Genomic DNA, 23,892 nt, shown 5'->3' with positions numbered 1-23,892 from the left:
CACGCACCGCCCGCCACGGAGCCGGAGGCGGCGACACCGGAAGCGCCGCTGGGCGCGGCGCCGGTGGGCACGTGACCGGCCGCGGTGCCGGAAGCGACACAAGACGTGCGACCGACCGCGACACTGGCCGTGGGGCCGGAAGCGGCGCCGCGGAGCGCGGCCGGGAGGCCGATGTGCGGTCCGCCGGGCGCAGTGCGACACCCCCTCGGCAGCGCCGGGGCGCCGGAGCGTCCCTGACCGGGCGCGGACCGGCCGTGATGGGCGCCGCGGCGGTCGCCGGGCTCGGTGCGGGCGCGGTCGGGCTCTACGACGACCTCGTCGGCGGGCGGCCCGAGCATTCGGCCAAGGGGTTCCGGGGCCACCTCGGGGCGCTGAAGGAAGGCCGGGTGACCAGCGGCCTCGTGAAGATCGCCGGGGTCGGCGCGGCGGGACTGGTGGCGGCGGCGCTGCTGCCCCGGCGGCGGGCCGTCGACGTGCTGCTCGGCGCGGGCGTCATCGCCGGCACGGCGAACCTGTTCAACCTGCTCGACCTGCGCCCCGGGCGGGCGATCAAGGCCGGCCTGCTGGTCGGCGCGCCGCTCGCGGCCGGCAAGGGCGGCGGCGTCGCGGCCGGGGCGCTCGGGGCCGCCGGGGCGCTGATCGCCGACGACCTCGGCGAGGAGATCATGCTCGGCGACGCCGGGGCCAACGCGCTCGGCGCCGTGCTCGGCACCGCGTACGTGGCCCGCACCGGCACGTTCGGCCGGCTCGCCGCGCTCGCGGGGCTGGTCGCGCTGACGGCGGCGAGCGAGAAGGTCAGCTTCACGCAGGTCATCGAGAGGACCCCGGCGCTGCGCGCGCTCGACCACCTCGGGCGGCTGAAGCCCACCGTCCCGCCCGCCATGGCCACCCGACCCGCCGCGCCCGACGTCGAAGAGCCCGAGGTGGACGACAGGGCCGAGGAAGCGGCCCGGATGGCCGTACCGGAGAAGCAGCAGCAGAAGCCGAAGCCTTCGCCGAGACCGCGTCGCGACGGGTGACGGGGAAGCGGCTGGTCGGAGCCGCGGCGTTGGTCGCGGGCCTCACCATGCTGAGCCGGATTGCCGGATTTGCGCGCATTCTGGTGTTCAACTGGTCCGTCGGGCCGACGTACCTCGGCAACGCGTACACCGCGGCGAACACCATCCCGAACATCATCTTCGAGCTCGTCGCCGGCGGTGCCCTCGCCAGTCTCGTGGTGCCGCTGCTCGCGGGGTCGGTGGCCCGCCAGGACCGGCAGGCCGTGGCCCGGACGGTGTCGGCGTTGCTCGGCTGGGTGCTGCTGCTGCTCGTGCCGATGTCGGTCCTCGTCGCGCTCCTCGCCCGGCCGCTCGTCGGGCTGCTGATGCCCGGGCAGCCGGCCGGGGCCGTCGACGCCGGGACGGACATGCTGCGGGTGTTCGCGCCGCAGCTGCCGCTGTACGGGATCGGCATCGTGCTGACGGGCACCCTGCAGACCTACCGGCGGTTCGCGTGGCCGGTCATCGCGCCGCTGCTGTCCAGCGTGACGGTGATGACGGTATACGTGACGTTCGGGCGGCTCGCCGGGCGCGGCGCGGACCTCGGCCAGGTGGACACCGCAGACCTGTGGCTGCTGTCCGGCGGCACCACCCTCGCGGTCGCGGTCCTGACGCTCAGCCTGCTCGTCCCGCTGCGCCGGCTCGACCTGAGGCTCCGCCCGACGCTGCGGTTCGACGTCGGCGAGGTGCGCACCCTGAAGCCGCTGGTCGTCGCCGGGATCGTCACCGTCGGCAGCCAGCAACTGGTGCTCGGCCTCGCGATCGCGCTCAGCGGCTACGCCGGCAAGGGCGCCGTCGTCGTCTACAGCCTCGCCCAGACGATCTACCTGCTGCCGTGGGCGGTGCTCGCCGTGCCGGTGGCGACGACCGCGTACCCGGGGCTGGCGGAGGCCGGCGAGGCGAAGGACCGGCGCGGGTTCGCGGAGGCGCTCGCGCCGGCCCTGCGGACCGTGGTCGTCGTCACGTTCCTCGGCGCGGCCGCGCTGGTCGTGCTCGCCGAGCCGGTCGCGGTCGTGCTCGCCGAGCTGTCGTCGAAGCCGCCGGACATCGGCCAGCTCGCCGGCGGCATCACCTGGTTCGCCCCCGGGCTGGTCGGCTACGGGCTGTTCGCGCTGCTGTCAAGGGCCCTGTACGCGGGCGGGAACGCGTACCCCGCCGCCTGGGCGACCGGCGTCGGCTGGGCCGTCGTCGCCGCCACCGCCGTGCCGCTCGCGGTGGCGCTGCCGCTCGACCGGCGCGTCGCCGCCCTCGCGGCGGCCAACTCGATCGGCATGCTCGTGCTCGCGGCCGCGCTCTGGCTGGCCGTCCGCGCCCGGGCCGGCGCCGAAGCGGTCACGGGTGCCGGCCGCACCACCGCCGCCGCCGCCACGTCGGCGGCCGCCGCCACGACCGTGGCATTGATACTCAGAGATGCCGTCTGGGGTGGCGAGACCCCAGGTGTGCCCGCCGCCGTCGCACAGGGCATGCTGTGCGGAGTCGCGGTGGCGGTGGTGTTCCTCGCCGGGGTGGCGGTCATGGACCGGCGGACCCTGCAGCGACTCAGACACAGAAGGGGCTGAGGGTGGGAGCCGCCCGCATCGCGTTGGTCCTGGCGTCGAGCACCGGTGGCGTCGGGCGGCACGTCGGCATGCTCGTCGACGGGCTCGCCGGGCGCGGCGCCGACGTCAGCGTGCACGGCCCGGCCGCCACCGACGAGCAGTTCGGGTTCGCCCGGCGCGGCGCGCGGTTCGTGCCCGTCGAGATCCCCGCCAGCCCCCAGCCGGGCGACGTCCTCGCCGTCCGGGCGCTGCGCCGGTCGCTGAAGAACGTCGACGTCATCCACGCGCACGGGCTGCGCGCCGGGTTCGTCGCCGCGCTCGCCAGGCCGGCCGGCACCCCGCTCGTCGTCACCTGGCACAACCTCGTCCTCGCCCGCGGCCTCCGGGCGAGGCTCTACGGCCCCCTCGAGCGGCGGGTCGCCCGCAGCGCCGACGTCGCCCTCGGCGTCTCCACCGACCTCGTCGAGCGGATCCGGGAGCTCGGCGGCCGCGACGTCCGGCTCGCGCTCGTGCCCGCGCCCGTCCTGCCGCCGCCCGCGCGCACCCGCGACGAGGTCCGCGAGGAGCTCGGCGTCGAGGAGGGCCGGCCGCTCGTCCTCGCCGTCGGCCGCCTGCACCCGCAGAAGGGGTTCGAGAACCTGGTCGCCGCGCGCTGGTCGGAGCCGCAGCCGTACGTGGCGATCGCCGGCAGCGGCCCGTCCTACATGACCCTCGCACAGCGGATCTCCGCCGAGCACGCGCCCGTGCACCTGCTCGGCTACCGCGAGGACGTCCCGGACCTGCTCGCCGCGGCCGACCTGGTCGTGGTCACCAGCGTGTGGGAGGGGCAGCCGCTGTTCGTCCAGGAGACGCTCGCCGCCGGTGTACCGCTGCTCGCGACCTCCGTCGGCGGCATCCCGGAGGTCGTCGGCGACGGCGCCCGGCTGGTCGAGCCGCACGACGTCGAAGGCTTCACCGCCGCCGCCGAGGCGCTGCTCGCCGACCCGCAGGAGCTGGCGGCGCTCGGCAAGCGCGGCCAGGCCCGCGCCGCCACCTGGCCGACCGAGCGCGACACCCTGGACCAGGTCGAGGCGGTGTACGCACAGGTACGCGCCGGCGGGGACCGTTGATGCGGCACCGGCTGCACCGTTTCACCCCGGCGCTGCTGTCCCTGCTCGTCGGGTTCGTCGCGCTGCTCGCCCTCATCCCGCGGCCGGCCGCCGAAGCCGTCCCGCCGTCCGCCGACTACGTGATCATCGTCGGGGTCGCCGGGCTGCGCTGGGACGACGTCAACCCGACCGACACCCCCACCATGTGGCAGCTGGCCGAGAACGGCGCCATCGGCGCGCTGTCCGTGCGCTCAGCGCGGCGGGTCACCTGCGCCGGCGACGGCTGGCTCACCCTCGGCGCCGGCAACTACGCCACGTTCACCACCGGCCCCATCACGTCCACGTGCCCGCCGCTGCAGGTGTCGATCTCCGCCGACCAGACCAGGACCGGCGCGTCGCTGCCCGACCTCGGCGGGGTCGTCGCCAAGAACCGCGCCCTGCACTGGGGTGCCCAGCCGGGCGCGCTCGCCGAAGGCGTCCGCTGCACCACAGCCGTCGGCCCGGGTGCCGCCGTCGCCGCCGCCAGGCCGTACGGGCGGGTCGACCGCTACGCCGACGCCGTCGACGAGAACCTCCTGTCCGCGTGCGCGCTGTCCATCGTCGACCTCGGCCAGATCGCCGGCACCGACGCCGCCTCCCGCGCCTCCGACGCCCGCCGCGCCGACGCCGGGCTCGCCGCCGTCATCGCCAACCGCCCCGACCGTGCCGTCGTCGTGCTCGCCGGCCTCTCCGACCTCGACGCCAGCAGCCGCCTGCACGTCGCGATCGCGCAGGGCCCCGGCTACACCGGCGGCTGGCTCACCTCGCCGTCCACGTCCCGGCCCGGGTACGTGCAGGTCGTCGACCTCGCCCCGACCGCCCTCTCGGCGCTGGACCGGCCGATCCCCGGCAAGCTCTTCGCCGGCGGCGCCGCCACCAGGAGCGACGGCCGGCCCGCGTCCGTCGAGCAGGCCGTCGAACGCCTCGCCGACGCCGACCGCGAAGCCAGCGTCCAGCAGCGGGTCGGATCCAACTTCTTCCTGCTCCTCGTCATCGCCGAGCTGGCCCTGTTCCTGCTCGTCGTGCCGCTGCTGCGGTGGGCCCGCCGGCCGGCCGGGCCGGTCGCCCACCCACCCGCCCCGCGGGTCGTCGTGCGCGCCGCCGAGGTGCTGCTCATCGCCGCGTCGCTCGCCGTCCCCGCCGCGCTCGTCGCCGACCTGCTGCCCTGGTGGCGGTGGTCGTCGCCCGGCCTCGGGTTCGGCGGCGTCACCCTCGCCGCGCTCGCCGTCGCCACCGCCGTCATCGCGCTCACCTCCTCGCGCAGCCGCGCCAACGCCCCGCTCGGCGGGGTCGCCGCCGTCGGCGCGCTCGCCGTCGCCCTCGACGTGCTCACCGGGGCGCGGCTGCAGCTCAACGGCGTCGCCGGCTACTCCGCCGCGGCCGGCGGGCGCTACGCGGGCGTCGGCGTCATCGGCCTCGGGCTGCTCGTCACCGGCGTGCTGCTCGGCGGCGCCAGCCTCGCGCAGCGCTTCGAGCGGCGGTGGCGCCCGTTCGTCATGGCCGTCGTCGGCGGGGCCGGGCTCGTCGTCATCGGCAGCCCGTACCTCGGCGCCGACGCCTCGGGAGCGGTCGCGCTGACCGCCGGGGTGTGCGCGGCCGCCGCCCTCGCCGTCGGCGGCTGGCTCACGATGACCCGCCTGGTCTGGGCGGCCGTCGCCGCGCTCACCGTCACCGCCGGCATCGGCGTCCTCGACCTCTTCCGCCCCGAGGCGCAGCGCAGCAGCGTCGGGCGGCTCCTCCTGCGCACCCAGGACGGCACCGTCGGTTACATCGCCCGGCGCATCGCCGAGGCCAACGTGGTGACAACCGTCACCAGCCCGCTCACCATCCTCGTCATCGGCACCGTTCTCTACGTGACGTTCGTGCTGCTGCGCGACTGGGGCGGGTTCCGCCGGCTGCTCGGCGTGTTCCCGCCGGTCCGGGGCGCTCTGGCCGGGTTGGTGCTGGCCAGCCTGCTCGCCGGGGTCATCGAAGGGGTGTCGCTCAACGTCCTCGGGGCGGCCCTCGCCACCGCCGCGCCATTGACCGTCCTCGCGTGCCTGCGCGTCCTCGACCACGCCGACGACCGCACCCGGTGATTCCCGCAGGCTGGGCGGCCCGGTGTGTCCGAAGCGGCCCCGTTCACCTGCTGTTAGGCTGAACTCCCGTGGATCGCTCTTCGACACGGACCGGTGCGAGCCGGCAGGCTAAGCACATCTTCGTCACCGGGGGCGTCGCCTCCTCACTCGGCAAGGGTCTGACCGGCTCCAGCCTCGGCAGTCTCCTCAGCGCCCGCGGTCTGCGGGTCGTCATGCAGAAGCTGGACCCCTACCTCAACGTCGACCCCGGCACCATGAACCCGTTCCAGCACGGTGAGGTGTTCGTCACCGAGGACGGCGCCGAGACCGACCTCGACATCGGTCACTACGAGCGGTTCCTGGACCAGGACCTGTCCCGCAACGCCAACGTCACGACCGGCCAGATCTACTCGGCGGTCATCGCCAAGGAGCGGCGCGGCGAGTACCTCGGCGACACCGTCCAGGTCATCCCGCACGTCACCAACGAGATCAAGGCCCGCATCCGGGCGATGTCGGCGCCCGACGCCGACGGCGTCGCCCCCGACGTCGTCATCACCGAGGTCGGCGGCACCGTCGGCGACATCGAGTCGCTGCCGTTCCTCGAGGCGATCCGCCAGGTCCGCCACGACATCGGCCGGGACAACTGCTTCTTCCTGCACGTGTCGCTGGTGCCGTACCTCGCGCCGAGCGGCGAGCTGAAGACCAAGCCGACCCAGCACTCCGTCGCCGCGCTGCGCAGCATCGGCATCCAGCCCGACGCGCTCGTCTGCCGCTCCGACCGGCAGATCCCGGAGAAGACGAAGAACAAGCTAGCCCTGTACTGCGACGTCGACGCCGAGGCGGTCGTGTCCGCGCCCGACGCGCCGAGCATCTACGACATCCCCCGGGTCCTGCACGAGGAGGGCCTCGACGCGTACGTCGTGCGCCGCCTCGGCCTGTCCTTCCGCGACGTGGCGTGGAAGAAGTGGGACGACCTCCTCGAGCGCGTTCACCACCCGCGGCAGACCGTCACCGTCGCGATCGTCGGCAAGTACGTCGACCTGCCCGACGCGTACCTGTCGGTCACCGAGGCCGTCCGCGCCGCCGGCTTCGCGCACCGCGCCCGGGTCGAGATCCGCTGGGTGCCCAGCGACACCTGCACCACCCCGGCCGGTGCCGCCCAGGCCCTCGCCGGCGTCGACGGCGTCGTCATCCCCGGCGGCTTCGGCGTCCGCGGCATCGAGGGCAAGATCGGCGCCGCGCAGTACACCCGCGAGCACGGCATCCCGACCCTCGGCCTGTGCCTCGGCCTGCAGTGCATGACGATCGAGGTCCTGCGCAACGTCGGCGGCATCGCCGGCGCCAACTCCGTCGAGTTCGACGGCGACGCCACCGACCCGGTCATCTCCACCATGGCGGACCAGACGGACATCGTCGCCGGCAAGGGCGACCTGGGCGGCACGATGCGCCTCGGCGCCTACCCGGCGGTCCTCGCCCCCGGCACGCTCACCGCCGACGCGTACGGCGCCCCCGAGGTGTCGGAGCGGCACCGCCACCGGTACGAGGTGAACAACGCCTACCGCGACGCCATGACCTCCGCCGGTCTGCGCATCTCCGGCACGTCGCCGGACGGCCGGCTGGTCGAGTTCGTCGAGCTGGACCGGGAGCGGCACCCGTTCTTCGTCGCCACCCAGGCCCACCCGGAGCTCAAGAGCCGCCCGACCCGCGCGCACCCGCTGTTCGCCGCGTTCGTCGGCGCGGCGGTCGCCTACAACGCCGCCGACCGCCTCCCCGTCGAGCTCGAGACAGTGGACGCGTGAGCGGCCTGGAGCGCAGCGGAGGGCTGCGAACCATGAGCGCAGCCCTCTGGTCAGGCCGGCGCCGGAGCGCAGCGGAGGTGACGGCATGACCTATGAGGTGCTGTCGCACACGGAGCGGCTGCGCAACAAGGTCTTCGCGATCTTCACCGACGACGTCGTCATGCCCGGCGGCGGGACCGCGCTGCGCGACTACATGGTGCACGTCGGCGCCGTCGGGGTCGTCGCCGTGGACACGGACGGGCGGGTGGCGCTGGTCCGCCAGTACCGGCCGGCGGTCCGGCAGGTCCTGTGGGAGCTGCCCGCGGGCCTCGTCGACGTGGAGGGCGAGCCCCTCGTCGACGCGGCCGCCCGGGAGCTCGCCGAGGAGGTCGACCTCGCCGCCGCGACGTGGGACCTCCTCGCCGAGGTGCACCCGTCACCCGGCTGCTCCAACGAGAAGATCCGGCTCTTCCTCGCCCGGGACATCTCGCCGGTACCGGAGGCCGACCGGCACGCCCGCACCCACGAGGAGGCGGAGCTGGAGCTGCACTGGGTCGACCTCGACACGGCGGTCGGGATGGCCCTGAGCGGCGAGGTCACCAACGCCGCCTGCATGGTGGGCATCCTCGGCGCCGCCCACGCCCGCGACCGCGGCTGGAAGCCGCTGCGCCCGGCCGCGACCGCCACCTGACCTGGTTCTCATGATCCGGAAGAGATCTTGTCGCCCTGGCGACCACAACTCTTCCGGATCATGGGAACGGGCGGTCAGTGCTTCAGGAGGGCGATCGCCAGGGTCAGCAGGGCGCCGGCCGAGGAGACCGTGCGGACCGTGTTCCAGCGGTTCCACGAGGCCTCGAAGGCGGCCCGGGCCGAGGTGGGGTCGGTCAGGCCGGCCGCGTCCAGCTGGTCGTTGAGCGGCACGTTGACCGCCGCCGTGACGATGAAGACCACGGCGTACAGCAGCGTGGCCGCGATCAGCCAGGGCAGCATCGGGCGGTGCGGGCCGCCGAGGTGGAGCAGCACGGCGGCGATCGCGGCGAGCAGGGCACCGACGTAGGCGGTCAGGAACCAGCCGTTGAGGATCGCGGTGTTGATCTTCTGCATGACCTCGACGAACGTGCGGTCCTCGACGCGGCCGAGGGCGGGCATGACCGACGTGGAGTAGGCGAAGAAGACGCCCGCGGACAGGCCGACGAGCAGGGTGGCGGTGGCGAGGACGACGCTGCGCAACTGTTCCATGCGGATCAGTCAATCCGGTCCACCCGCAGACGCGCCATGGCCGAGCATCGCCGATGCATGTGTCATCGTCTACGGTGTGGACGCGTTGACGGCACTGCTCGACGGGCCGAGGGCCCGCGGGGCGTTCCTGCTGCGGTCGGTCCTGACGCCGCCGTGGTCGCTGCGGGTCCGGGACGAGGCGCCCCTCGCGTTGGTCGCGATGGTGCGCGGCGAGGCCACGTACATCCCCGACGACGGCACGACGCGGACGATCGGGCCGGGGGACGTGATGGTCATCCGCGGGCCGGGGCACTACACCGTCGCCGACCCGCCCGGCACCGACCCGCAGATCGTCATCCACCCGGGGCAGCGGTGCACCACCCCCGACGGCCGGGACCTCGCCGACGTCATGCACCTGGGGGTGCGCACCTGGGGTACCGACGCCGACGGCCCGACACTCGTCATCACCGGCGCCTACGAGCTGGCCGGCGAGGTCGGCCGGCGGCTGCTCGGCGCCCTGCCGGACGCCATCGTGGTGAGCGAGGAGGGGCCGCTGGTCCAGCTGCTGGCGCAGGAGATCGCCAAGGACCGGGCCGGGCAGGAGGCGGTCCTGGACCGGCTGCTGGACCTGATGCTCATCTCGGCGCTGCGCGGCTGGCTGGACCGGGCCGGAGAGGGCGCGCCGGGGTGGTACCGGGCGCAGGCCGACCCGGTCGTCGGGCCAGCCCTGACGCTGCTGCACCACAACCCGGCGCACCCGTGGACCGTCGCGGTCCTCGCGGAGAAGGTGGGCGTGTCGCGGGCGCTGCTCGCGCGGCGGTTCACGGAGGTCGTGGGGGAGCCGCCGATGGCGTACCTGACCGGGTGGCGCCTGGCGCTCGCCGCCGACCTGCTCCTGGAGCCCGGCGCGACCCTCGGCGCCGTGGCGAGGAGGGTGGGCTACGGGGGTGCTTTCGCGTTGAGCGCCGCGTTCAAGCGTGTCCGCGGCGTGAGCCCGCAGCAGCATCGTGGACAATCTTGACATGTCACTCTGTCCGTGTGGGCTCGGCGAGCCTTACGACGACTGCTGCGGCCGCTTCCACCGGGGCACCGACGCGCCGCCGAGCGCCGAGCTGCTCATGCGCGCCCGGTACAGCGCGTATGTCGTCGGCGACCGCGACTTCCTGCTGCGCACCTGGCACGAGAAGACCCGGCCGCGGCTGCTGACGGTCGAGGACGGGCAGCACTGGAAGGGCCTGTACATCCTGAACCGCACCGGCGGCGGGCTCTTCGACACCGAGGGCACGGTCGAGTTCAAGGCGCGGTACGAGGCCGACGGCAAGCCCGGCGTGATGCACGACACCAGCCGGTTCGTGAAGACCGCCGACGGGACGTGGGTCTACGTCGACGAGGTCTGACGCTCAGGTCCGGCGCGCCCGCCGACGAGGTCTGACGCTCAGGTCCGGCGGGCCCGCCACTCGCGGTCGAGCATGGCGTAGACGTACTGGTCGCCGAACTCGCCCTTGAACAGCTCGTCCTCGACGAAGTGCGCCTCGCGGCGCATCCCGAGCCGCGAGAGCAGCTGCCACGACGGCAGGTTGCGGGTGTCGCACTTGCCGCAGATGCGGTGCAGGCCGAGCTCCTCGAAGCCGAGCCGCAGCATCGCCTCGGACGCCTCGCGGGCGTAGCCGCGGCCCTGGAAGTCGGGGTGCAGCACGAAGCCGAGCTCGCCCTGGCGGCTCAGCGCGCTCTCCCACTTGAGCACCACCTGGCCGATCACGCGCCCGTCGAGGTCCATCGCGAGGACCAGCCACTGGCCCTCCTCGGTGAGCGCGTCCTGGGCCATCCGGTTCTTCAGCGAGGCCCGGGTCATCTCCTCGTCGTGGACGTCCCAGTACAGGTACCGCACGACCTCCGGGTCGCCGGTGAGGGCGTGCAGGTCGGCGAAGTCACGTTCGGCGAACGGGCGCAGGGTCAGCCGTTCGGTCCGGATGGGGTAGGAGGGGCGGAGCACGATCAGGATGCTAACCCGCCAGAGCGCTGCGAAGCGTGACAATTGTGCCCGCCGGCGTCGACAGGACCGTGACCTCGTCGACGAGATGCCTGGCCAGCCACAGGCCGCGGCCGCTGACCGCGTTGCTCGGCGGGAGCGTCTGACCGTCCAGCCGCTCCGCGGGGATGCCGGAGCCCTTGTCGGCGACCTCGCACAGCAGGATGCCGTCGAGCGTCCACAGCCGCACCGCGCCGCGCCCGCCGGCATGGCGCACGGCATTGGTGACGATCTCGTTGACGGCCAGGACGAAGTCCTCCAGGCGCTGCCCGAGCAGGCCGACGGCGGCGGCCGACCGGCTCACGGCGTGCCGCACCGGGGTGATCTGTTCAGCGTCGAACTCCTCGACCAGCAGCGCCGTCTCGACGGCATCAGCCACAGTGTCACCTTTCCGCTGCGTCCCCGCTGCGAGCCGAGAGTACCCCGAGCCGATCCTAAACAACCGCCGAAGTCACCCTGGAGTGCAAGATGCAGTCCGGAACCCGCATTCTTGACGGCGTGGACGACGACTTGCGGGTCACCGACGACATTGCACTGCCGCGCGCCGAGCTGGCGTGGCGGTTCAGCCGCTCCGGAGGGCCGGGCGGGCAGTCGGTGAACACCACCGACTCCCGGGTCGAGCTCAGGTTCGACCTGGCCGGGACCCAGGCGCTGCCCGAGCCGCTGAAGGAGCGCGCCCTGCTGCGGCTCGCCGGCCGGCTCGTCGACGGGGTGCTGTCGATCGTCGCCTCGGAGCACCGTTCGCAGCTGCAGAACCGGCGCGCGGCCGAGGAGCGCCTGGTGACGGTGATCGCGCAGGCCATCGCGCCCCCGCCTCGGCCGCGTAAGCGGACAAAGCCCTCGAAGGGCGCGATCGAGCGGCGGCTGACCGACAAGCGCTTCACCTCGCTGCGGAAACAGGAGCGGCGCCGCCCTCAGGATTAGAAGATCAGGATGTGGTCCGGGTCAACGCGCTGTTGCTGTGTGTGCTGGCGCTGGCGGCGTGCTCGTCCGGCGACGCCCCTGTGGCATCCGTCTCCGAGACGCCCGGACACCCGCCGCAGACCGGCGCGCTACCCGGAATCTCCGACATGTCGGCGCTGCCGACTCCTGCTCCTGGCGCGAGCCCGGTGACCTCGGCGGGCTGGGAGGTCACCGTGTACTACACGGCCGTCGCGACCCTGCACGGCGGCGCGTCGCAGCGGGTCACCGGCTGCCCCACGATCGACTGCCGGAAGGGGCACGACCAGCGGGACCTGGGCACGTTCCCGGCGTCGTTCGTGAAGGCCGTCAAGGACGAGGGGACCGGCCGCACCGCCGACGGGCGGTACCTCAACTGGTCCTACGACACCGGGTACTGGATGGACACCGCCCCGCGGGACACCGCCGGCCGCCCGCTCGTCCCGTGGGTGTCGGCGGCCGCCGACGGTGACGTGCTGCGCGCCGGCGCCCGCTTCAGCGTGCTGCGCTGCGGCGACGCCGAGGTCACCGCCGACGTGTGCGCGAGGCTCAAGTCGCCGACGTGGACGATCGTCGACGAGTTCACACCCGGCATGGGCGGCTCGAAGCACGTCGACGTCTACATCGGCGAGGAGACCGGCCCGGATTTCACCGACTCCGACCTGTACACCACGCTGAAAGGCGCCACGCTGTCCGTCCTGCGGGCATGAGGGGGATGATGTCGGCATGAGGGTCATCGTCTTCGGCGCCACCGGCATGGTCGGCAAGGGCGTGCTCCGCGAGTGCCTCCTCGCCGACGACGTCACCGAGGTCCTGGTCGTCGGCCGCACCCTGACCGGCCGGCGCCACCCGAAGCTGCGGGAGACCCTGCACACCGACTTCACCGACTTCACCGGCGTCCCCCTCGCCGGCTACGACGCCTGCTTCTTCTGCCTCGGCGTCTCCTCCGTCGGCATGTCCGAGGAGGTGTACTGGCGGATCACCGTCGACTACACGCTCGCCGCCGCCAGGGCGGTGTCACCGGGCTCCACGTTCGTCTACGTGTCCGGCGCAGGCACGGGCGGCGACCGCCGCGCGAAGTGGGCGCAGGTGAAGGGCACCGCCGAGCAGGCGCTGCTCGCCATGGACCTGCGGGCCTACATGTTCCGGCCCGGGTTCATCCGGCCGATGCACGGCGCGGTGTCCAAGGTCCGCCTGTTCCGCGTGATCTACACGGTCCTGACCCCGCTGAGCGCGGCCCTGGTCCGCTTCGCCCCGGGCATCGCCACCAGCACCCAGCAGATCGGCCGGGCGATGCTGCACGTCGCCCGGTCCGGCGCGCCCAAGCAGATCCTGGAGTCCCGCGACATCGCGGCGCTGTGACGGCGTCAGGTCGGCAGCTGCCAGCGCTGGTTGGGGGAGTTGTCGCAGTCCCACTGGCGGACGGCGGCGCCCGGGGCGGGGCTGCCGGAGTCGACGCCGATGCAGCGGTTGCTGTTCATGCTGACGAACCGGAAGCCGTCGCCGTCGCGCTGCAGGCGCCACTGCTGGTTGGGGCCGCCGTGGCAGTCCCACTGCAGGATCTGCGCGCCGTTGTCCTTGGAGCCGCCGTTGACGTCGAGGCAGCGGTTGTCCTTCGTGTTGACGAACGCGAACACGTCCCGCGTGCCGGCGACCGACTGCGGCATCCAGACCTGCGTCGGGTTGTTGTCGCAGGGCATCTGGGTGGCGACGCCGCCGTTGCCCTCCTGGGCCTGCATGCACAGGCTGGAGTGCGACGCGCGCAGCAGGGTCGGCTTCGCCGGGATCAGCGCCTGCGGCGGGGTCGGCGACGGGGCGGCGCTCGACGGCGGCGGGGGCGGCGCGGAGGTCGGCGCGGCCTGCGACGGGACCTGCTCGGCGGGCGCGCCGCTGGCCCGCTCGGCGGCGCTCGGCTCACCGCCGCCGCCACCACCGCCCTGGAACGCGAGGACCAGCCCGACGATGACGGCCACGACCAGGAAGCCGAACGCGCCGAAGAGCAGCGGGTCCGGCTTGACACGCGGCGGCCCGCCAGAGCCACTGCGGCCCTCAGGGCCACCGGGCGCCGCGGGCGAGGTCGGGCGGGGCCCGCCGTAGACGGTCATGGCCGCACAGCATAGATCAGCCTCCTGGGTGCGTTTCGGCGGCGGCAGTACCGGAGAAGGCGACAGTGTGTCAATCCGTTCGCGGAGGAGTTCACACTGTGCTGCCTTCGCGGACGGTCAGCGCGCCATAGACTGCCGCTGGTACACGCAGCGTCACCGTCGTCGCTGGTGGAGAGGGGTCACGAGACGTGAAGGTCGCAGTCCCACGCGAGGTCAAGAACCACGAGTACCGGGTGGCGATCACCCCGGCAGGAGTCCACGAGCTCGCCGCGAACGGGCACGAGGTCTTCATCGAGGCCGGTGCCGGCGACGGCTCCTCGATCACCGACCAGGAGTTCCGCGAGGCGGGCGCGCAGATCCTGCCGACCGCGGACGACACCTGGGCCGCCGGCGACCTCGTCCTGAAGGTCAAGGAGCCGATCGCCGAGGAGTACCACCGCATGCGCGAGGGGCAGGTCCTCTTCACCTACCTGCACCTGGCCGCCTCCAAGGCGTGCACCGACGCGCTGGTCGACCGGAAGGTCACCGGCATCGCGTATGAGACCGTCGAGCTCACCGACCGTTCGCTGCCGCTGCTCGCCCCCATGTCGGAGGTCGCCGGGCGGCTGGCGCCCCAGGTCGGGGCGTACCACCTGATGCGCGCCGGCGGCGGGCGCGGCGTGCTGCTCGGCGGGGTGTCCGGCGTGTACGCGGCGAAGGTCGTCGTCATCGGCGCGGGCGTCTCCGGCCTCAACGCGGCCGCGATCGCGCTCGGCATGCAGGCCGAGGTCCTGCTGCTGGACAAGAACATCTCGCGGCTGCGCGGCGCCGACGCGATCTACCAGGGACACCTGCAGACCGTCGCGTCCAACAGCTACGAGATCGAGCGGGCCGTCCTCGACGCGGACCTCGTCATCGGCGCGGTCCTCGTGCCGGGCGCGAAGGCCCCGAAGCTCATCACCAACGACCTCGTGAAGCGGATGAAGCCCGGCAGCGTCCTCGTCGACATCTCGATCGACCAGGGCGGCTGTTTCGAGGACTCCCGCCCGACCACGCACGCCGAGCCGACCTACCGGGTCCACGACTCGATCTTCTACTGCGTCGCGAACATGCCCGGCGCGGTGCCGCACACCAGCACGTACGCGCTGACGAACGTGACCCTGCCGTACGCGCTGGAGCTGGCGAACCGGGGCTGGCGGGACGCGCTGCGTCGCGACCCGGCCCTGGCGCTCGGGCTGAACACGCACGACGGCCACGTGACCTACGGCCCGGTCGCCGACGCGCACGGGATGGACCACCTCGCGCTGGCGGAAGTGCTGGCCTAGACGGTGACGCTCGAGCCGGCGGACGCCGCCGCGACCCACGCTCCGGTCGCGGCGGCCGCCGGCGTGCCCGCGTCCGCTGCTTCGGTCGTCGGCGGGCCCGCGTCCGCCGACGCGTCCGCTGCTTCCGTCGGCGGGCTCCCGTCCGCCGATGCGTCCGCTGCTTCCGTCGGCGGGCTCCCGTCCGCCGATGCGTCCGCTGCTCCCGTCGGCGGGCCCGCGCCCGCTGACGCGTCCGTGCTGCGCAAGGCCGTCGACGTGTACCTGGACCACCTCACGGTCGAGCGGGCGCTCGCGGAGAACACCCTGGCGTCGTACCGGCGCGACCTCGACCGGTACGTGGACTGGCTCGCCGCGTGCGGGATCGGCGACCTCGCCGACGTCGGGGCGCGGGACATCGCCGGGCACGTCGCGGCGCTACGGACCGGCGACCTCCAGGAAGGCGGCGAGCACCCGCCGCTGTCGGCGTCGTCGGCGGCGCGGGCCGCGAGCGCGGTGCGGGGGCTGCACCGGTTCCTGCTGCTGGAGGGGCTCGCACCGACCGACCCGTCGCGGGACGTGAAGCCGCCGTCGCTGCCGAAGCGGCTGCCGAAGGCCCTGGACGTCGACCAGGTGTCGCGGCTGCTCGCCACCGCTGCCGACGCCGGGCCGCTCGGGCTGCGCGACCAGGCGCTGCTGGAGTTCCTGTACGGCACCGGCGCCCGCATCTCCGAGGCCGTCGGCATCGCCGTCGACGACCTCGACCTGACCGGCGCCCACGGCCTCGTCACGCTGCGCGGCAAGGGCGGCAAGACCCGCCTCGTGCCGATGGGCAGCTACGCGCGGACCGCCATGGATGTGTTTCTGGTCCGCGCCCGGCCGTCGCTCGTCGCCAACGGCACCGGCACGCCCACCGTCTTCCTCAACGCCCGCGGCGGCGCCCTGTCGCGGCAGAGCGCGTGGACGATCCTGCGCAAGGCCGCCGTCCGGGCGGGGCTGCCGGTCGACGGGCCGCACGGGGTGTCGCCGCACACGCTGCGCCACTCGTTCGCCACGCACCTGCTCGACGGCGGCGCCGACATCCGCGTGGTGCAGGAGCTGCTCGGGCACGCCTCGGTGACCACGACGCAGGTGTACACGCTGGTCACCGTCGACAAGCTCCGCGAGGTCTACGCGACCGCCCACCCCCGGGCGCGCTGAACCAGCATCCGCGGGATGCTCCGGCGGAACGTCCTCACCGGCACGGTGCCCGCGAACACCCCGAGGAACTGCTCCGTGCTCGCCTCCCGCCGCGCGATGGCCTTGAGCAGCACCGCGTTGAGACCCTTCGCGGGCCGCAGCGCGGCCAGCCCCGTGGTCAGGCCGAAGATCGGCAGCCGCGCCGCGTCGCGCCGGCGCTGGTAGTCCGTCCGGCCCTCGGCGATCGTCTCGGCGAGCAGCTCCGCGTCGGCGAGGGCGTTGCCGATGCCCTGCGCGGTCACCGGGTCCATGACGAGCCCCGCGTCGCCGGCGAGGAACCAGCCGGGGCCCTGTGCCCGGCGCACCACGTTGGGCAGGTCGACGGTGGTCCGCAGGCGTTCGACCCGCCGGCCGGCCCGGACCCGCTCGCCCAGGTCGCCGCAGCGGTCCAGCGTCGCCAGGAGGTGCCCCTCGACGTCGGTGCGCCAGGTGCTGAACTTGTCGATCGGCGCGGCGGCGTACACCATGGTGAGGCCGTCGTTGGTCGGGAACGCGGCGACCGCCCGGCCGGGGCGGTGGTAGAGCTCGCCGTGTCGCTGCTCGCCGCCCGCCCGGTGCTCGCCGCCCTTCCAGGGCTCGCTGCCCTTCCAGGGCTCGCTGCCCTTCCAGGGCTCGCTGCCCTTCCAGGGCTCGACGCCTTCCCAGTAGGCGTAGCTGGCGACCGTCCTGGGGGCCACGTTGCGCTGTACCGGCGCGGCGACCTCCTTCGCGACGAGCGAGTGCTTGCCGTCGGCGCCGACGACGACCGGCGCGCGGAGCTCGGTGCCGTCGCGTCCCCGGATGCCCGCGACGCCTCTGTCGTCCCAGACCAAGCCGGCGACGTGGAACCCCTCCCGCACCTCGGCCCCCGCCTCCCTGGCCGCGCCGACCAGGATCGCGTCGAGGACGGTGCGCCGCGGGCTGTACAGGACGCCCTCCGGGAACCTGCCCTGCAGGACGGTGCCGCCGAGGTCGAACCGCACGCGTTCGGTCGCCGGTGTACCGGCGGCGAGCAGCCGGTCGAGCAACCCCCAGCGCCGCAGCCGTTCGGTCCCGGACGGCTGGATCTGGTGCGTCGACAGCGTGTCGCTGGGGAACCTGGCCCGGTCGACCGCGAGCACCCTGAGCCCGCGCCGGGCCAGCAGCATGGCGGTCGCCGCTCCGGCCGGCCTCGCGCCGACCACGATGACGTCGTACACCAGCCAATGCCAACACGTGTTGACTTTCCTGTCAACGCTTGTTGGCCTACGGTTGTGGGCATGCAGCCCGAGCGCAGATCCGACGCCACCCGCGCGGCGATCCTCCGCGCGGCCAGGGAACGGTTCGCCGCCGACGGCTACCAGCGGGCCACCATCCGGGCGATCGCCGCCGACGCCGCCATCGACCCCTCGATGGTCATGCGCTACTACGGCAACAAGGCCCAGCTCTTCGCCGCCGCCGTCGACGTGCACCTGCGGCTGCCCGACGTGGCCGGCATCCCGCGCGACCGGCTCGGCGAGACGCTCGTCGCGCACTTCATCAAGCGCTGGGAGGGCGACCCGTCCGACGACGCGCTGCTGACCCTGCTGCGCTCCGCCGCCACCGACGAGGCGGCCGCCTCGCGGCTGCGGGACATCTTCGCCTCGCAGGTCGCTCCGGTGGCGCTCGCCGTCTGCCCCGACCCCGCCGAGGCCACGGTCCGGGCCGGCCTGGTCGCCACCCAGATGCTGGGCCTCGCCTTCTGCCGGCAGATCCTGCGCCTGCCGCCCGTCGTCGCCGCCACCCCCTCTTCACTGGTGGTCCAGGTGGGTGCGACCGTGCAGCGGTACCTCACCGGGGAGCTTGGAGCCGTGTTACCGTAGGCGCATGCGTTTCTGAGCCCACTGACGCCGCGCGTGCCGCCGCGACCCGTTGTGACTGGTCTGCTTTGGCGGCCCCCGTTGTGGGTTCTCGCACGACCCCTGCTGTTGTGGTGGGGTTTCGCTCGGCTCCCGCTTCGTCTGCTGCGCGGCTGACGCCTGTCCACGTCCCCGTTCACCTTCCCGCGGAAGGTACTTCCGCGTCAGTCATCCGCGAAGGAGACGCCATGCCTGCCGGTACCGCAGACAACCAGCCCGACAACACCACGACCACCGCTGCCACCACTGCTGCCACCACCGCTGCCGCCGCCGAGTCCGAGGAAGCGCCTCCGCGCAACCCGCTCGAAGCGATCCGCCGCGCCCAGGCCAACCGCTCCCTCCCGCCCGGCGTCCAGCAGCACGGCGGCGGCAAGAGCTCCGGCGGCAAGGGCGCCAAGTCGAAGTCCCCCCGCATGTACAACCGCCACAAGTAACCCACGCTGTTGGCGTCGGCCCCGGGCAGGCAGCGTGCGTTTCCCTGCCTGCCCAGGGCGGGCGACATGCTCCCTGCCCGCCTTAGACATTGATCAATGCCCGCGTTCGCGGCTTTCGTCCCATAAACCTTGCGCGATCCACCCCCCAAGTTGATCTGGAACAGGGGGTGGATCGCGCACCGTCTATCGGGCGGGTCGGCGGCGCGATGATCGAAGGATGGCTGTGGTTGTGATCGCGGCCAGGGCTGTCCTTCGATCATGTCGTGGGCGAGAAGCGTTGCGGGGCGCGTGGCCGAGTGGACCGAGTTTGCCGCCGTGTCGGGCGCGGTGCGTCCGGTTCTGGCTGGGGCGGCGGTGTGTTCGCGCCCTGTCCGGGACGGTGCGTTCCCGGGCTGCCGTAAGCATTGGTCGATGCCAGGGTTCGTGGCTTTGTGTATCGGGCGGTGCGCGAGCCACCGCACGCGATCTTCTGAGGCAGGGTGGATCGCGCGCCGTCTATCGGGTGGGTCGGCGGCGTGATGATCGGAGGACGGCTGTGGTCGTGATGGTGGCCGGGGCTGTCCTTTGATCACGTCATGGGCGCGAAGTGTTGCGGGGCGCGGGGGTCAGGTGTTCCGCCGTGCTGGGCCGGCTCTGCGGTGGGTGTGTGGGAGCGGGCGCCGCGGGGTGGGTTGTCGGTCGTTGCGGTCCGGTGGTCGGTGGGTGTCTGTCGAGAGGGGCGCGGCATGCCGAAAAGCGACGGCCGGGTCGGCTCGGGTCCGCGGCTTCGTGCGGATGGAGGGGTCGGAGCGTGTGGATGAGACGTTGGTCAATGCCCGATATGCGGGTTGGTTGGCGAGAGGCCCGAATGCACCCCGGGCGCAAGGAGCCGTGAAGATCGCGCGGTGTTGATCTGGCTGGGTGGCCGGGTGCGGGCTGTGATCCGGTGGGGCGGGAGCGTCCACCGGATCGCGGGCGGCGACGGGTCAGGAGGTGTACGCGGCGGTGGCGGCGGGCCAGGAGGTGGGGTCGAACGGGTCCTCGGCGGTCATCGTCTTCAGGATCTGCGACAGCTCGCTGGTGCTCATCGCGCGGTCGCCCAGGGTCTCCGCCTGCAGGAAGAACTGGCCGTCCTCGATGAGGATGGCGCAGCGGTTGGTGGCGGGCGGGCAGGTGGTCTTGTTGATCGCCTCGCCGGTCACGTGGTCGGCGATGCCGAGGGTGAGGATGAGCGACGAGTACGCGTCGAGGTCGGTGGCGCCGGTGAGCGGGGGCGCCATGGGTTTCAGGCCCAGGCGGACCACCGACAGGCTGGTGTTGTCGTAGGAGGACGTGCGGGTGCCGGCGGCGATGAGGCGGTACCCCTTCGGCAGGTCGCGGACCTGGATGCCGACGGGGAAGGGGGCCGGGACGGCGGCGGGCAGGGCCTCGGCGAGGGCGACCAGCTCGTCGCGGGTGGGCATGGTCTCGGCCCGGGACCAGTAGACGGCCGCCCAGCTGCCCGGCATGTACTGCCAGGCCATGGCCGGGATGACCGGGTCGGTGCAGCAGCCGTACTTGTCGGCGACGGTCGGTGAGACCGACCCGCCGGCGTGCATCAGCAGGGCCTGCCGGCCGCCGATGCTGAGCTTGGTGCCGCCGTTGAACTCGCGGGGCTCGAAGGCGCCGGTGTCGAAGACGACGAGGCGGCCCTCGCGGGGCACGATGCTGCCCGGCGACGTGGTGCGGGCCGGTTTGGCGTTGACGGTCGGGGAGGGCGAGACGGACGGGGCGGCGGACGGGGCGGCGTTGAGGTCGATCGTGGACAGCTGGTAGTGGGCGGTGACCAGGTAGGGGTCGCTGACGGCATACCGCCCTGAGGTGTAGCCGCTGTAGTTGGTCTGGAACGGGCCGGCGGACGCGAAGCCGGCCGGGCGGGCGGAGGACGGGGTGGCGTCGACGACCAGCCCGGGCGTGCCGTTGGGGTCCGCGGTGGGCGCGGTGACCGGCGGGTTGAAGAGCGCGATCGCGGCGGTGGCGCCGGTGATCACCGCGGCCAGGCCGCCGGCGACGGAGGCGAGGAGGGTGCGGCGGCGGCGACGCCGGGCGAGCCGGCGGCCGGCGGTGGTGATGTCGTCAATGCTGAGTCGCGGTGGCGGCGCGTCGTCCCTGGCCGCTGCCAGCAGACTGGGCAGGTCGTGCTCCATGCTCTTCCCTCCTGTTCTCCATCTCGTGAGTGGGTGTCGCCTGCGGTGGGGGAGCGGACGCTCGCGCGCCGGGGGGCCGGGCACCGGGGTCGTCACGAGGCTCCGCGTCGAGCAGGGCACGGAGGGCGGTGAGCCCGCGGGCGGTCTGGCTCTTGACGGTCCCCGGCTGGCGGCCGAGCACCTCGGCGGTCTCCTCAACGCTCAGCCCCTCGTAGTACCGCAGGACCAGCACGGCGCGCTGGCCGGGGGCCATCCGGGCGAGTGCGGCGCGGATCCGGATCCGCTCGTCGACCTGCTCGGCGTGGTCGGGGCCGGGCAGCTCGGGCAGGCTGTAGCCCACCGAGCGCTCCCTGCGCCGCCACGGCCGGCGGCTCTCGTCCACCAGGGCGTGCACAACCGCCCTGCGCACATAGGCGAGGGGCGTGTCGACGCGGTGCCAGTGCACGTAGAGCTTCGCCAGGGACGAGGCGACGGCGTCCTCCGCCGTGTGCCAGTCCCCGCACGTCAGGTAGGCGAGCGAACGCAGGCCGTCGAACCGTGCGGCGACGAACTCCCGGAACTGCGCTTCGTCGTCTTCGTTCACCCGTTCGGGCTCCCTTCGTCGCGGGGTAGACGAAGCCCCGCCACGAAGGGTTGCACGAAGGTACGACAGAAAATCCCGGCCGACCCCAGATCTGGCCGACCGGCTACGCGGGCGGGACCGAGCCGTCGACAGGAGGTGTCGTGCCGCCGGTCGTCGGCTGGGGCTGCGTCGTCGTGGCGGGCGGCGGCGGGGGCTCGCTCGTCGCCGGCGGGGGAGCGGCGCTGCTGGTGGCGGGGGTCGGCGAGGCGGACGCCGGTGCGCTGGTGGGTGGAGCCGCCGAGGTGCGGGTGGCGCCGCCCCCAGCGGGTGCCGGACCCGACGTGGCGACCACGGGGGACTGCGACATGCCGGGCACGCCGCTGGGGGCGTCGCCCTTCTTGTCGCCCCGGCTGAGCGCGATCGCGGCGAGGACCACGCCGCCGGCCATGACGAGCAGCGCCAGGCCGATGGCGACCGGGATCCAGGCGGGCCGGTCCGGCCTCGCGCCGGACGATCCCGGCCGGCCGTTCGCGGCCACCGTCGCCGACCGTCGCGTGGCCGCCGCCGGCACGAACGCCAGATCTTGATCCTGAAGGGTCGCCACCTGCGCGTCGCGGGCGGCGGCGGCGAAGGCGGCCGCGGTCGGGAAGCGGTCCTCGGGGTCCTTCGCCATGGCGCGCTCGACCACGGCCCGGACGCCGGCCGGCACGGTCTCCGGCAGCGGCGCCGGATCGTCCTGCAGGTGCTTGATCGCGATCTCGAGCGGCGAGTTGCCGGTGAACGGCGGCGCGCCCGTCAGGCAGTGGTACGCGACCGCGCCCAGCGCGTAGATGTCCGTTGCGGGGGAGATCGGCTTCCCGGATGCCTGTTCGGGCGACATGTACAGCGCCGTGCCGATCACCGCGTTCACCTTGGTGACGGATGTCACGTCTGCCGAGCGGGCCACACCGAAATCGACGAGCGTCACCGCCCCGTTGTGGCCGACCAGGAGATTGTTGGGCTTCACGTCGCGGTGGATGATGCCGTTGCTGTGCGCGGCGTGCAGCGCGTCGGCCGCCTGCGCCACGATCGCCATGGTCTCGTCGGCCGGGAGTGCACCCTCGCGGGTGATCCGCTCGCCGAGGGGGCGGCCCTCGACGAACGCCATGACGAGGAACATGGTGCCTTCGGGTGTCTCGCCGTAGTCATAGACGCCGACCACGCCCTTGTGTCCGACGGAGGCCATGATCCGCGCCTCGGCCCGGAACCGGACGCCGAACTCGGCGTCCCTGGTCAGGCCCGGCAGCAGCACCTTTACGGCGACCGTCCGGTTCAGCGTCTTGTCGGTCGCGCGGAACACCTGCCCCATGCCGCCGCTGGCGACGAACTCATCGAGGCGGTACCTGTCGCCGAGCACGTCTCCTGGTCCCAACACGTCGATGACCGTACCCAACGAAGCCGGTCGCGACACGCCGGGCGCGCGGAGTGGGGTATGTACCCTGCAGTGACGTAGAGTCGGGCAACGGCCGTCCCGCTTCCCCAGATCGCCGACGACGAATCGGCCCCGGGTGGAGATGAGCCGCCGGGAGGGGCGAAGAGGTTCGATGACAGGCATGGGTGACCAAGCGGAGTCTTGGACGACGCAGATGCGCGCCGAGCAGGCATCGCTTGACCTCGGCGCCGAGCTCGGGCCGGCGGATCCGACGGCGTACACGATGCGCAAGCCGATCCCCGAGCCGATGCCGATGGATCGGCACGGCCCGGCGCGGATCATCGCGATGGCCAACCAGAAGGGCGGCGTGGGCAAGACCACGTCGACCATCAACCTGGGCGCGGCGCTCGCCGAGTACGGGCGGCGGGTCCTGCTCGTCGACTTCGACCCGCAGGGTGCCCTGTCGGTCGGCCTCGGCGTCAACCCGCACAACCTCGACCTGACGATCTACAACATCCTGATGGACTCCGACGTGACCGTCGAGGACATCCGGATCAAGACCGACATCGCCGGCCTGCACCTGCTGCCGGCCAACATCGACCTGTCGGCGGCCGAGATCCAGCTGGTCACCGAGGTCGCCCGCGAGATGGCCCTGGCCCGGGTGCTGCGTCCGGTCCTGAAGGAGTACGACTACATCCTGATCGACTGCCAGCCGTCGCTGGGCCTGCTCGCGATCAACGCGCTGACCGTCGCGCACGGCGTCATGATCCCGCTGGAATGTGAGTTCTTCTCACTTCGCGGTGTGGCGCTGCTGCTCGACACGATCGACAAGGTCCGCGAGCGGCTCAACTTCGACCTGGAGCTCGAAGGCATCCTCGCCACCATGTACGACAGCCGCACCACCCACTGCCGCCAGGTGCTGCAGCGGGTCGTGGAGGCGTTCGGCGACAAGGTGTACCAGACGGTCATCACCAAGACCGTCAAGTTCCCCGAGTCGACGGTCGCCGGCGCGCCCATCACCACGCTCGATCCGTCGTCCTCGGGTGCCCGCAACTACCGGCAGCTCGCCCGCGAGGTCATCGCCCAGCAGGCCGAGCGGCGGTTGTAGCGGTTTTCG

Annotated in this window: 24 protein-coding genes; 16 read left to right on the top strand and 8 right to left on the bottom strand. The window is 73.2% G+C overall.

Annotation, left to right across the window (positions count from 1 at the left end; genetic code table 11):
• Nucleotides 1–71 precede the first annotated feature (71 nt).
• From AB0I21_RS50040 to AB0I21_RS50015, 6 genes are all read left to right on the top strand, one after another.
• A complete protein-coding gene (locus AB0I21_RS50040) occupies nucleotides 72–1,019 on the top strand; it encodes a hypothetical protein (protein WP_360571955.1) in 948 nt (315 codons plus the stop codon).
• Nucleotides 1,020–1,102: 83 nt separating this feature from the next.
• On the top strand, nucleotides 1,103–2,596 hold the full coding sequence (locus AB0I21_RS50035) for a lipid II flippase MurJ (RefSeq protein ID WP_360571950.1): 1,494 nt from the start codon (nucleotides 1,103–1,105) through the stop codon (nucleotides 2,594–2,596).
• A 2-nt stretch (nucleotides 2,597–2,598) separates the two neighbouring features.
• Nucleotides 2,599–3,684 carry a glycosyltransferase family 4 protein gene (locus AB0I21_RS50030; RefSeq protein WP_360571948.1) on the top strand — a complete coding sequence of 362 codons (1,086 nt, stop codon included), beginning with the start codon at nucleotides 2,599–2,601 and terminating at the stop codon, nucleotides 3,682–3,684.
• A complete protein-coding gene (locus AB0I21_RS50025; protein WP_360571946.1) occupies nucleotides 3,684–5,780 on the top strand; it encodes a hypothetical protein in 2,097 nt (698 codons plus the stop codon). Before AB0I21_RS50030 ends, AB0I21_RS50025 begins: the two co-directional genes overlap by 1 nt.
• Nucleotides 5,781–5,848: 68 nt before the next feature.
• Nucleotides 5,849–7,558, top strand: coding sequence for a CTP synthase (locus AB0I21_RS50020; RefSeq protein WP_360571944.1), 1,710 nt, complete (start codon nucleotides 5,849–5,851; stop codon nucleotides 7,556–7,558).
• 85 nt (nucleotides 7,559–7,643) lie between these two features.
• Entirely contained in the window at nucleotides 7,644–8,228 is a 585-nt protein-coding gene (locus tag AB0I21_RS50015) for an NUDIX hydrolase (RefSeq protein WP_360571942.1), read from the top strand.
• A 74-nt stretch (nucleotides 8,229–8,302) separates the two neighbouring features.
• Here AB0I21_RS50015 and AB0I21_RS50010 read toward each other — a convergent pair whose 3' ends face one another.
• Nucleotides 8,303–8,776, bottom strand: coding sequence for an anthrone oxygenase family protein (locus AB0I21_RS50010; RefSeq protein ID WP_360571940.1), 474 nt, complete (start codon nucleotides 8,774–8,776; stop codon nucleotides 8,303–8,305).
• 76 nt (nucleotides 8,777–8,852) lie between these two features.
• Here AB0I21_RS50010 and AB0I21_RS50005 point away from each other — a divergent pair, with 76 nt between their 5' ends.
• Nucleotides 8,853–9,776: an AraC family transcriptional regulator gene (locus AB0I21_RS50005; RefSeq protein WP_360571938.1), complete on the top strand. Its 924-nt coding sequence runs from the start codon at nucleotides 8,853–8,855 to the stop codon at nucleotides 9,774–9,776.
• Between the two features lies 1 nt (nucleotide 9,777).
• Entirely contained in the window at nucleotides 9,778–10,152 is a 375-nt protein-coding gene (locus AB0I21_RS50000) for a YchJ family metal-binding protein (protein WP_344513285.1), read from the top strand.
• Nucleotides 10,153–10,190: 38 nt separating this feature from the next.
• Here the strand turns inward: AB0I21_RS50000 and AB0I21_RS49995 are convergent, their stop codons facing one another.
• Nucleotides 10,191–10,748 (bottom strand): GNAT family N-acetyltransferase, encoded by a 558-nt coding sequence (locus AB0I21_RS49995; RefSeq protein ID WP_360571936.1) that lies wholly within the window; start codon nucleotides 10,746–10,748, stop codon nucleotides 10,191–10,193.
• A 10-nt stretch (nucleotides 10,749–10,758) separates the two neighbouring features.
• Nucleotides 10,759–11,163, bottom strand: a complete 405-nt coding sequence (locus AB0I21_RS49990; protein ID WP_360571934.1) for an ATP-binding protein — start codon at nucleotides 11,161–11,163, stop codon at nucleotides 10,759–10,761.
• Between the two features lie 119 nt (nucleotides 11,164–11,282).
• Between AB0I21_RS49990 and arfB the strand changes: the two genes are divergently transcribed.
• Genes arfB through AB0I21_RS49975 form a run of 3 tightly spaced genes read left to right on the top strand, consistent with a single transcriptional unit; the run spans nucleotide 11,283 to nucleotide 13,085 of the window.
• Nucleotides 11,283–11,708: an alternative ribosome rescue aminoacyl-tRNA hydrolase ArfB gene (gene arfB / locus AB0I21_RS49985; protein WP_344513280.1), complete on the top strand. Its 426-nt coding sequence runs from the start codon at nucleotides 11,283–11,285 to the stop codon at nucleotides 11,706–11,708.
• A gap of 11 nt (nucleotides 11,709–11,719) precedes the next feature.
• Complete coding sequence (locus AB0I21_RS49980) at nucleotides 11,720–12,433, top strand: hypothetical protein (protein ID WP_360571932.1); 714 nt, start codon at nucleotides 11,720–11,722, stop codon at nucleotides 12,431–12,433.
• Between the two features lie 16 nt (nucleotides 12,434–12,449).
• Nucleotides 12,450–13,085 (top strand): epimerase, encoded by a 636-nt coding sequence (locus AB0I21_RS49975; protein WP_360571930.1) that lies wholly within the window; start codon nucleotides 12,450–12,452, stop codon nucleotides 13,083–13,085.
• A gap of 5 nt (nucleotides 13,086–13,090) precedes the next feature.
• Here the strand turns inward: AB0I21_RS49975 and AB0I21_RS49970 are convergent, their stop codons facing one another.
• On the bottom strand, nucleotides 13,091–13,828 hold the full coding sequence (locus AB0I21_RS49970) for an RICIN domain-containing protein (RefSeq protein WP_360571928.1): 738 nt from the start codon (nucleotides 13,826–13,828) through the stop codon (nucleotides 13,091–13,093).
• A gap of 188 nt (nucleotides 13,829–14,016) precedes the next feature.
• Between AB0I21_RS49970 and ald the strand changes: the two genes are divergently transcribed.
• Both ald and AB0I21_RS49960 read left to right on the top strand, forming a co-directional pair.
• Nucleotides 14,017–15,132 (top strand): alanine dehydrogenase, encoded by a 1,116-nt coding sequence (gene ald, locus AB0I21_RS49965; RefSeq protein ID WP_360571926.1) that lies wholly within the window; start codon nucleotides 14,017–14,019, stop codon nucleotides 15,130–15,132.
• Between the two features lie 234 nt (nucleotides 15,133–15,366).
• Complete coding sequence (locus AB0I21_RS49960) at nucleotides 15,367–16,308, top strand: site-specific tyrosine recombinase XerD (protein ID WP_360571953.1); 942 nt, start codon at nucleotides 15,367–15,369, stop codon at nucleotides 16,306–16,308.
• Here the strand turns inward: AB0I21_RS49960 and AB0I21_RS49955 are convergent.
• On the bottom strand, nucleotides 16,278–17,525 hold the full coding sequence (locus AB0I21_RS49955; protein ID WP_360571924.1) for an NAD(P)/FAD-dependent oxidoreductase: 1,248 nt from the start codon (nucleotides 17,523–17,525) through the stop codon (nucleotides 16,278–16,280). The genes AB0I21_RS49960 and AB0I21_RS49955 overlap by 31 nt on opposite strands.
• A gap of 60 nt (nucleotides 17,526–17,585) precedes the next feature.
• Between AB0I21_RS49955 and AB0I21_RS49950 the strand changes: the two genes are divergently transcribed.
• Complete coding sequence (locus AB0I21_RS49950) at nucleotides 17,586–18,167, top strand: TetR family transcriptional regulator (protein WP_354903968.1); 582 nt, start codon at nucleotides 17,586–17,588, stop codon at nucleotides 18,165–18,167.
• Between the two features lie 224 nt (nucleotides 18,168–18,391).
• Nucleotides 18,392–18,637, top strand: coding sequence for a hypothetical protein (locus AB0I21_RS49945; protein ID WP_360571922.1), 246 nt, complete (start codon nucleotides 18,392–18,394; stop codon nucleotides 18,635–18,637).
• 965 nt (nucleotides 18,638–19,602) lie between these two features.
• Here AB0I21_RS49945 and AB0I21_RS49940 read toward each other — a convergent pair.
• The 3 genes from AB0I21_RS49940 to AB0I21_RS49930 all read right to left on the bottom strand — a co-directional run bounded on the left by AB0I21_RS49940 (nucleotide 19,603) and on the right by AB0I21_RS49930 (nucleotide 22,778).
• Nucleotides 19,603–20,802 carry a hypothetical protein gene (locus tag AB0I21_RS49940; RefSeq protein WP_360571920.1) on the bottom strand — a complete coding sequence of 400 codons (1,200 nt, stop codon included), beginning with the start codon at nucleotides 20,800–20,802 and terminating at the stop codon, nucleotides 19,603–19,605.
• Nucleotides 20,732–21,385, bottom strand: a complete 654-nt coding sequence (locus AB0I21_RS49935; RefSeq protein ID WP_360571918.1) for a SigE family RNA polymerase sigma factor — start codon at nucleotides 21,383–21,385, stop codon at nucleotides 20,732–20,734. The genes AB0I21_RS49940 and AB0I21_RS49935 overlap by 71 nt, the downstream gene beginning before the upstream one ends.
• Before the next feature lie 103 nt (nucleotides 21,386–21,488).
• On the bottom strand, nucleotides 21,489–22,778 hold the full coding sequence (locus AB0I21_RS49930; protein ID WP_360571916.1) for a protein kinase: 1,290 nt from the start codon (nucleotides 22,776–22,778) through the stop codon (nucleotides 21,489–21,491).
• 169 nt (nucleotides 22,779–22,947) lie between these two features.
• On the opposite strand from AB0I21_RS49930, the gene AB0I21_RS49925 reads away from it, so the two are divergent.
• Nucleotides 22,948–23,883, top strand: coding sequence for a ParA family protein (locus AB0I21_RS49925; RefSeq protein WP_203853951.1), 936 nt, complete (start codon nucleotides 22,948–22,950; stop codon nucleotides 23,881–23,883).
• Nucleotides 23,884–23,892 lie beyond the last annotated feature (9 nt).

The sequence above is a fragment of the Dactylosporangium sp. NPDC050588 genome, assembly GCF_040654975.1.
GTDB classification, from domain to species: Bacteria; Actinomycetota; Actinomycetes; order Mycobacteriales; family Micromonosporaceae; genus Dactylosporangium; species Dactylosporangium maewongense.
This window is presented reverse-complemented; position numbering and strand designations above follow the sequence as displayed.

Coding starts and splice junctions, on each gene's coding strand:
- AB0I21_RS49975 (WP_360571930.1), top strand. CDS start 12,450: ATGAGGGTCATCGTCTTCGGCGCCACCGGCATGGTCGGCAAGGGCGTG.
- AB0I21_RS49970 (WP_360571928.1), bottom strand. CDS start 13,828: ATGACCGTCTACGGCGGGCCCCGCCCGACCTCGCCCGCGGCGCCCGGT.
- AB0I21_RS49945 (WP_360571922.1), top strand. CDS start 18,392: ATGCCTGCCGGTACCGCAGACAACCAGCCCGACAACACCACGACCACC.
- AB0I21_RS50025 (WP_360571946.1), top strand. CDS start 3,684: ATGCGGCACCGGCTGCACCGTTTCACCCCGGCGCTGCTGTCCCTGCTC.
- AB0I21_RS50015 (WP_360571942.1), top strand. CDS start 7,644: ATGACCTATGAGGTGCTGTCGCACACGGAGCGGCTGCGCAACAAGGTC.
- AB0I21_RS49940 (WP_360571920.1), bottom strand. CDS start 20,802: ATGGAGCACGACCTGCCCAGTCTGCTGGCAGCGGCCAGGGACGACGCG.
- AB0I21_RS49950 (WP_354903968.1), top strand. CDS start 17,586: ATGCAGCCCGAGCGCAGATCCGACGCCACCCGCGCGGCGATCCTCCGC.
- AB0I21_RS50010 (WP_360571940.1), bottom strand. CDS start 8,776: ATGGAACAGTTGCGCAGCGTCGTCCTCGCCACCGCCACCCTGCTCGTC.
- AB0I21_RS49925 (WP_203853951.1), top strand. CDS start 22,948: ATGACAGGCATGGGTGACCAAGCGGAGTCTTGGACGACGCAGATGCGC.
- AB0I21_RS50000 (WP_344513285.1), top strand. CDS start 9,778: ATGTCACTCTGTCCGTGTGGGCTCGGCGAGCCTTACGACGACTGCTGC.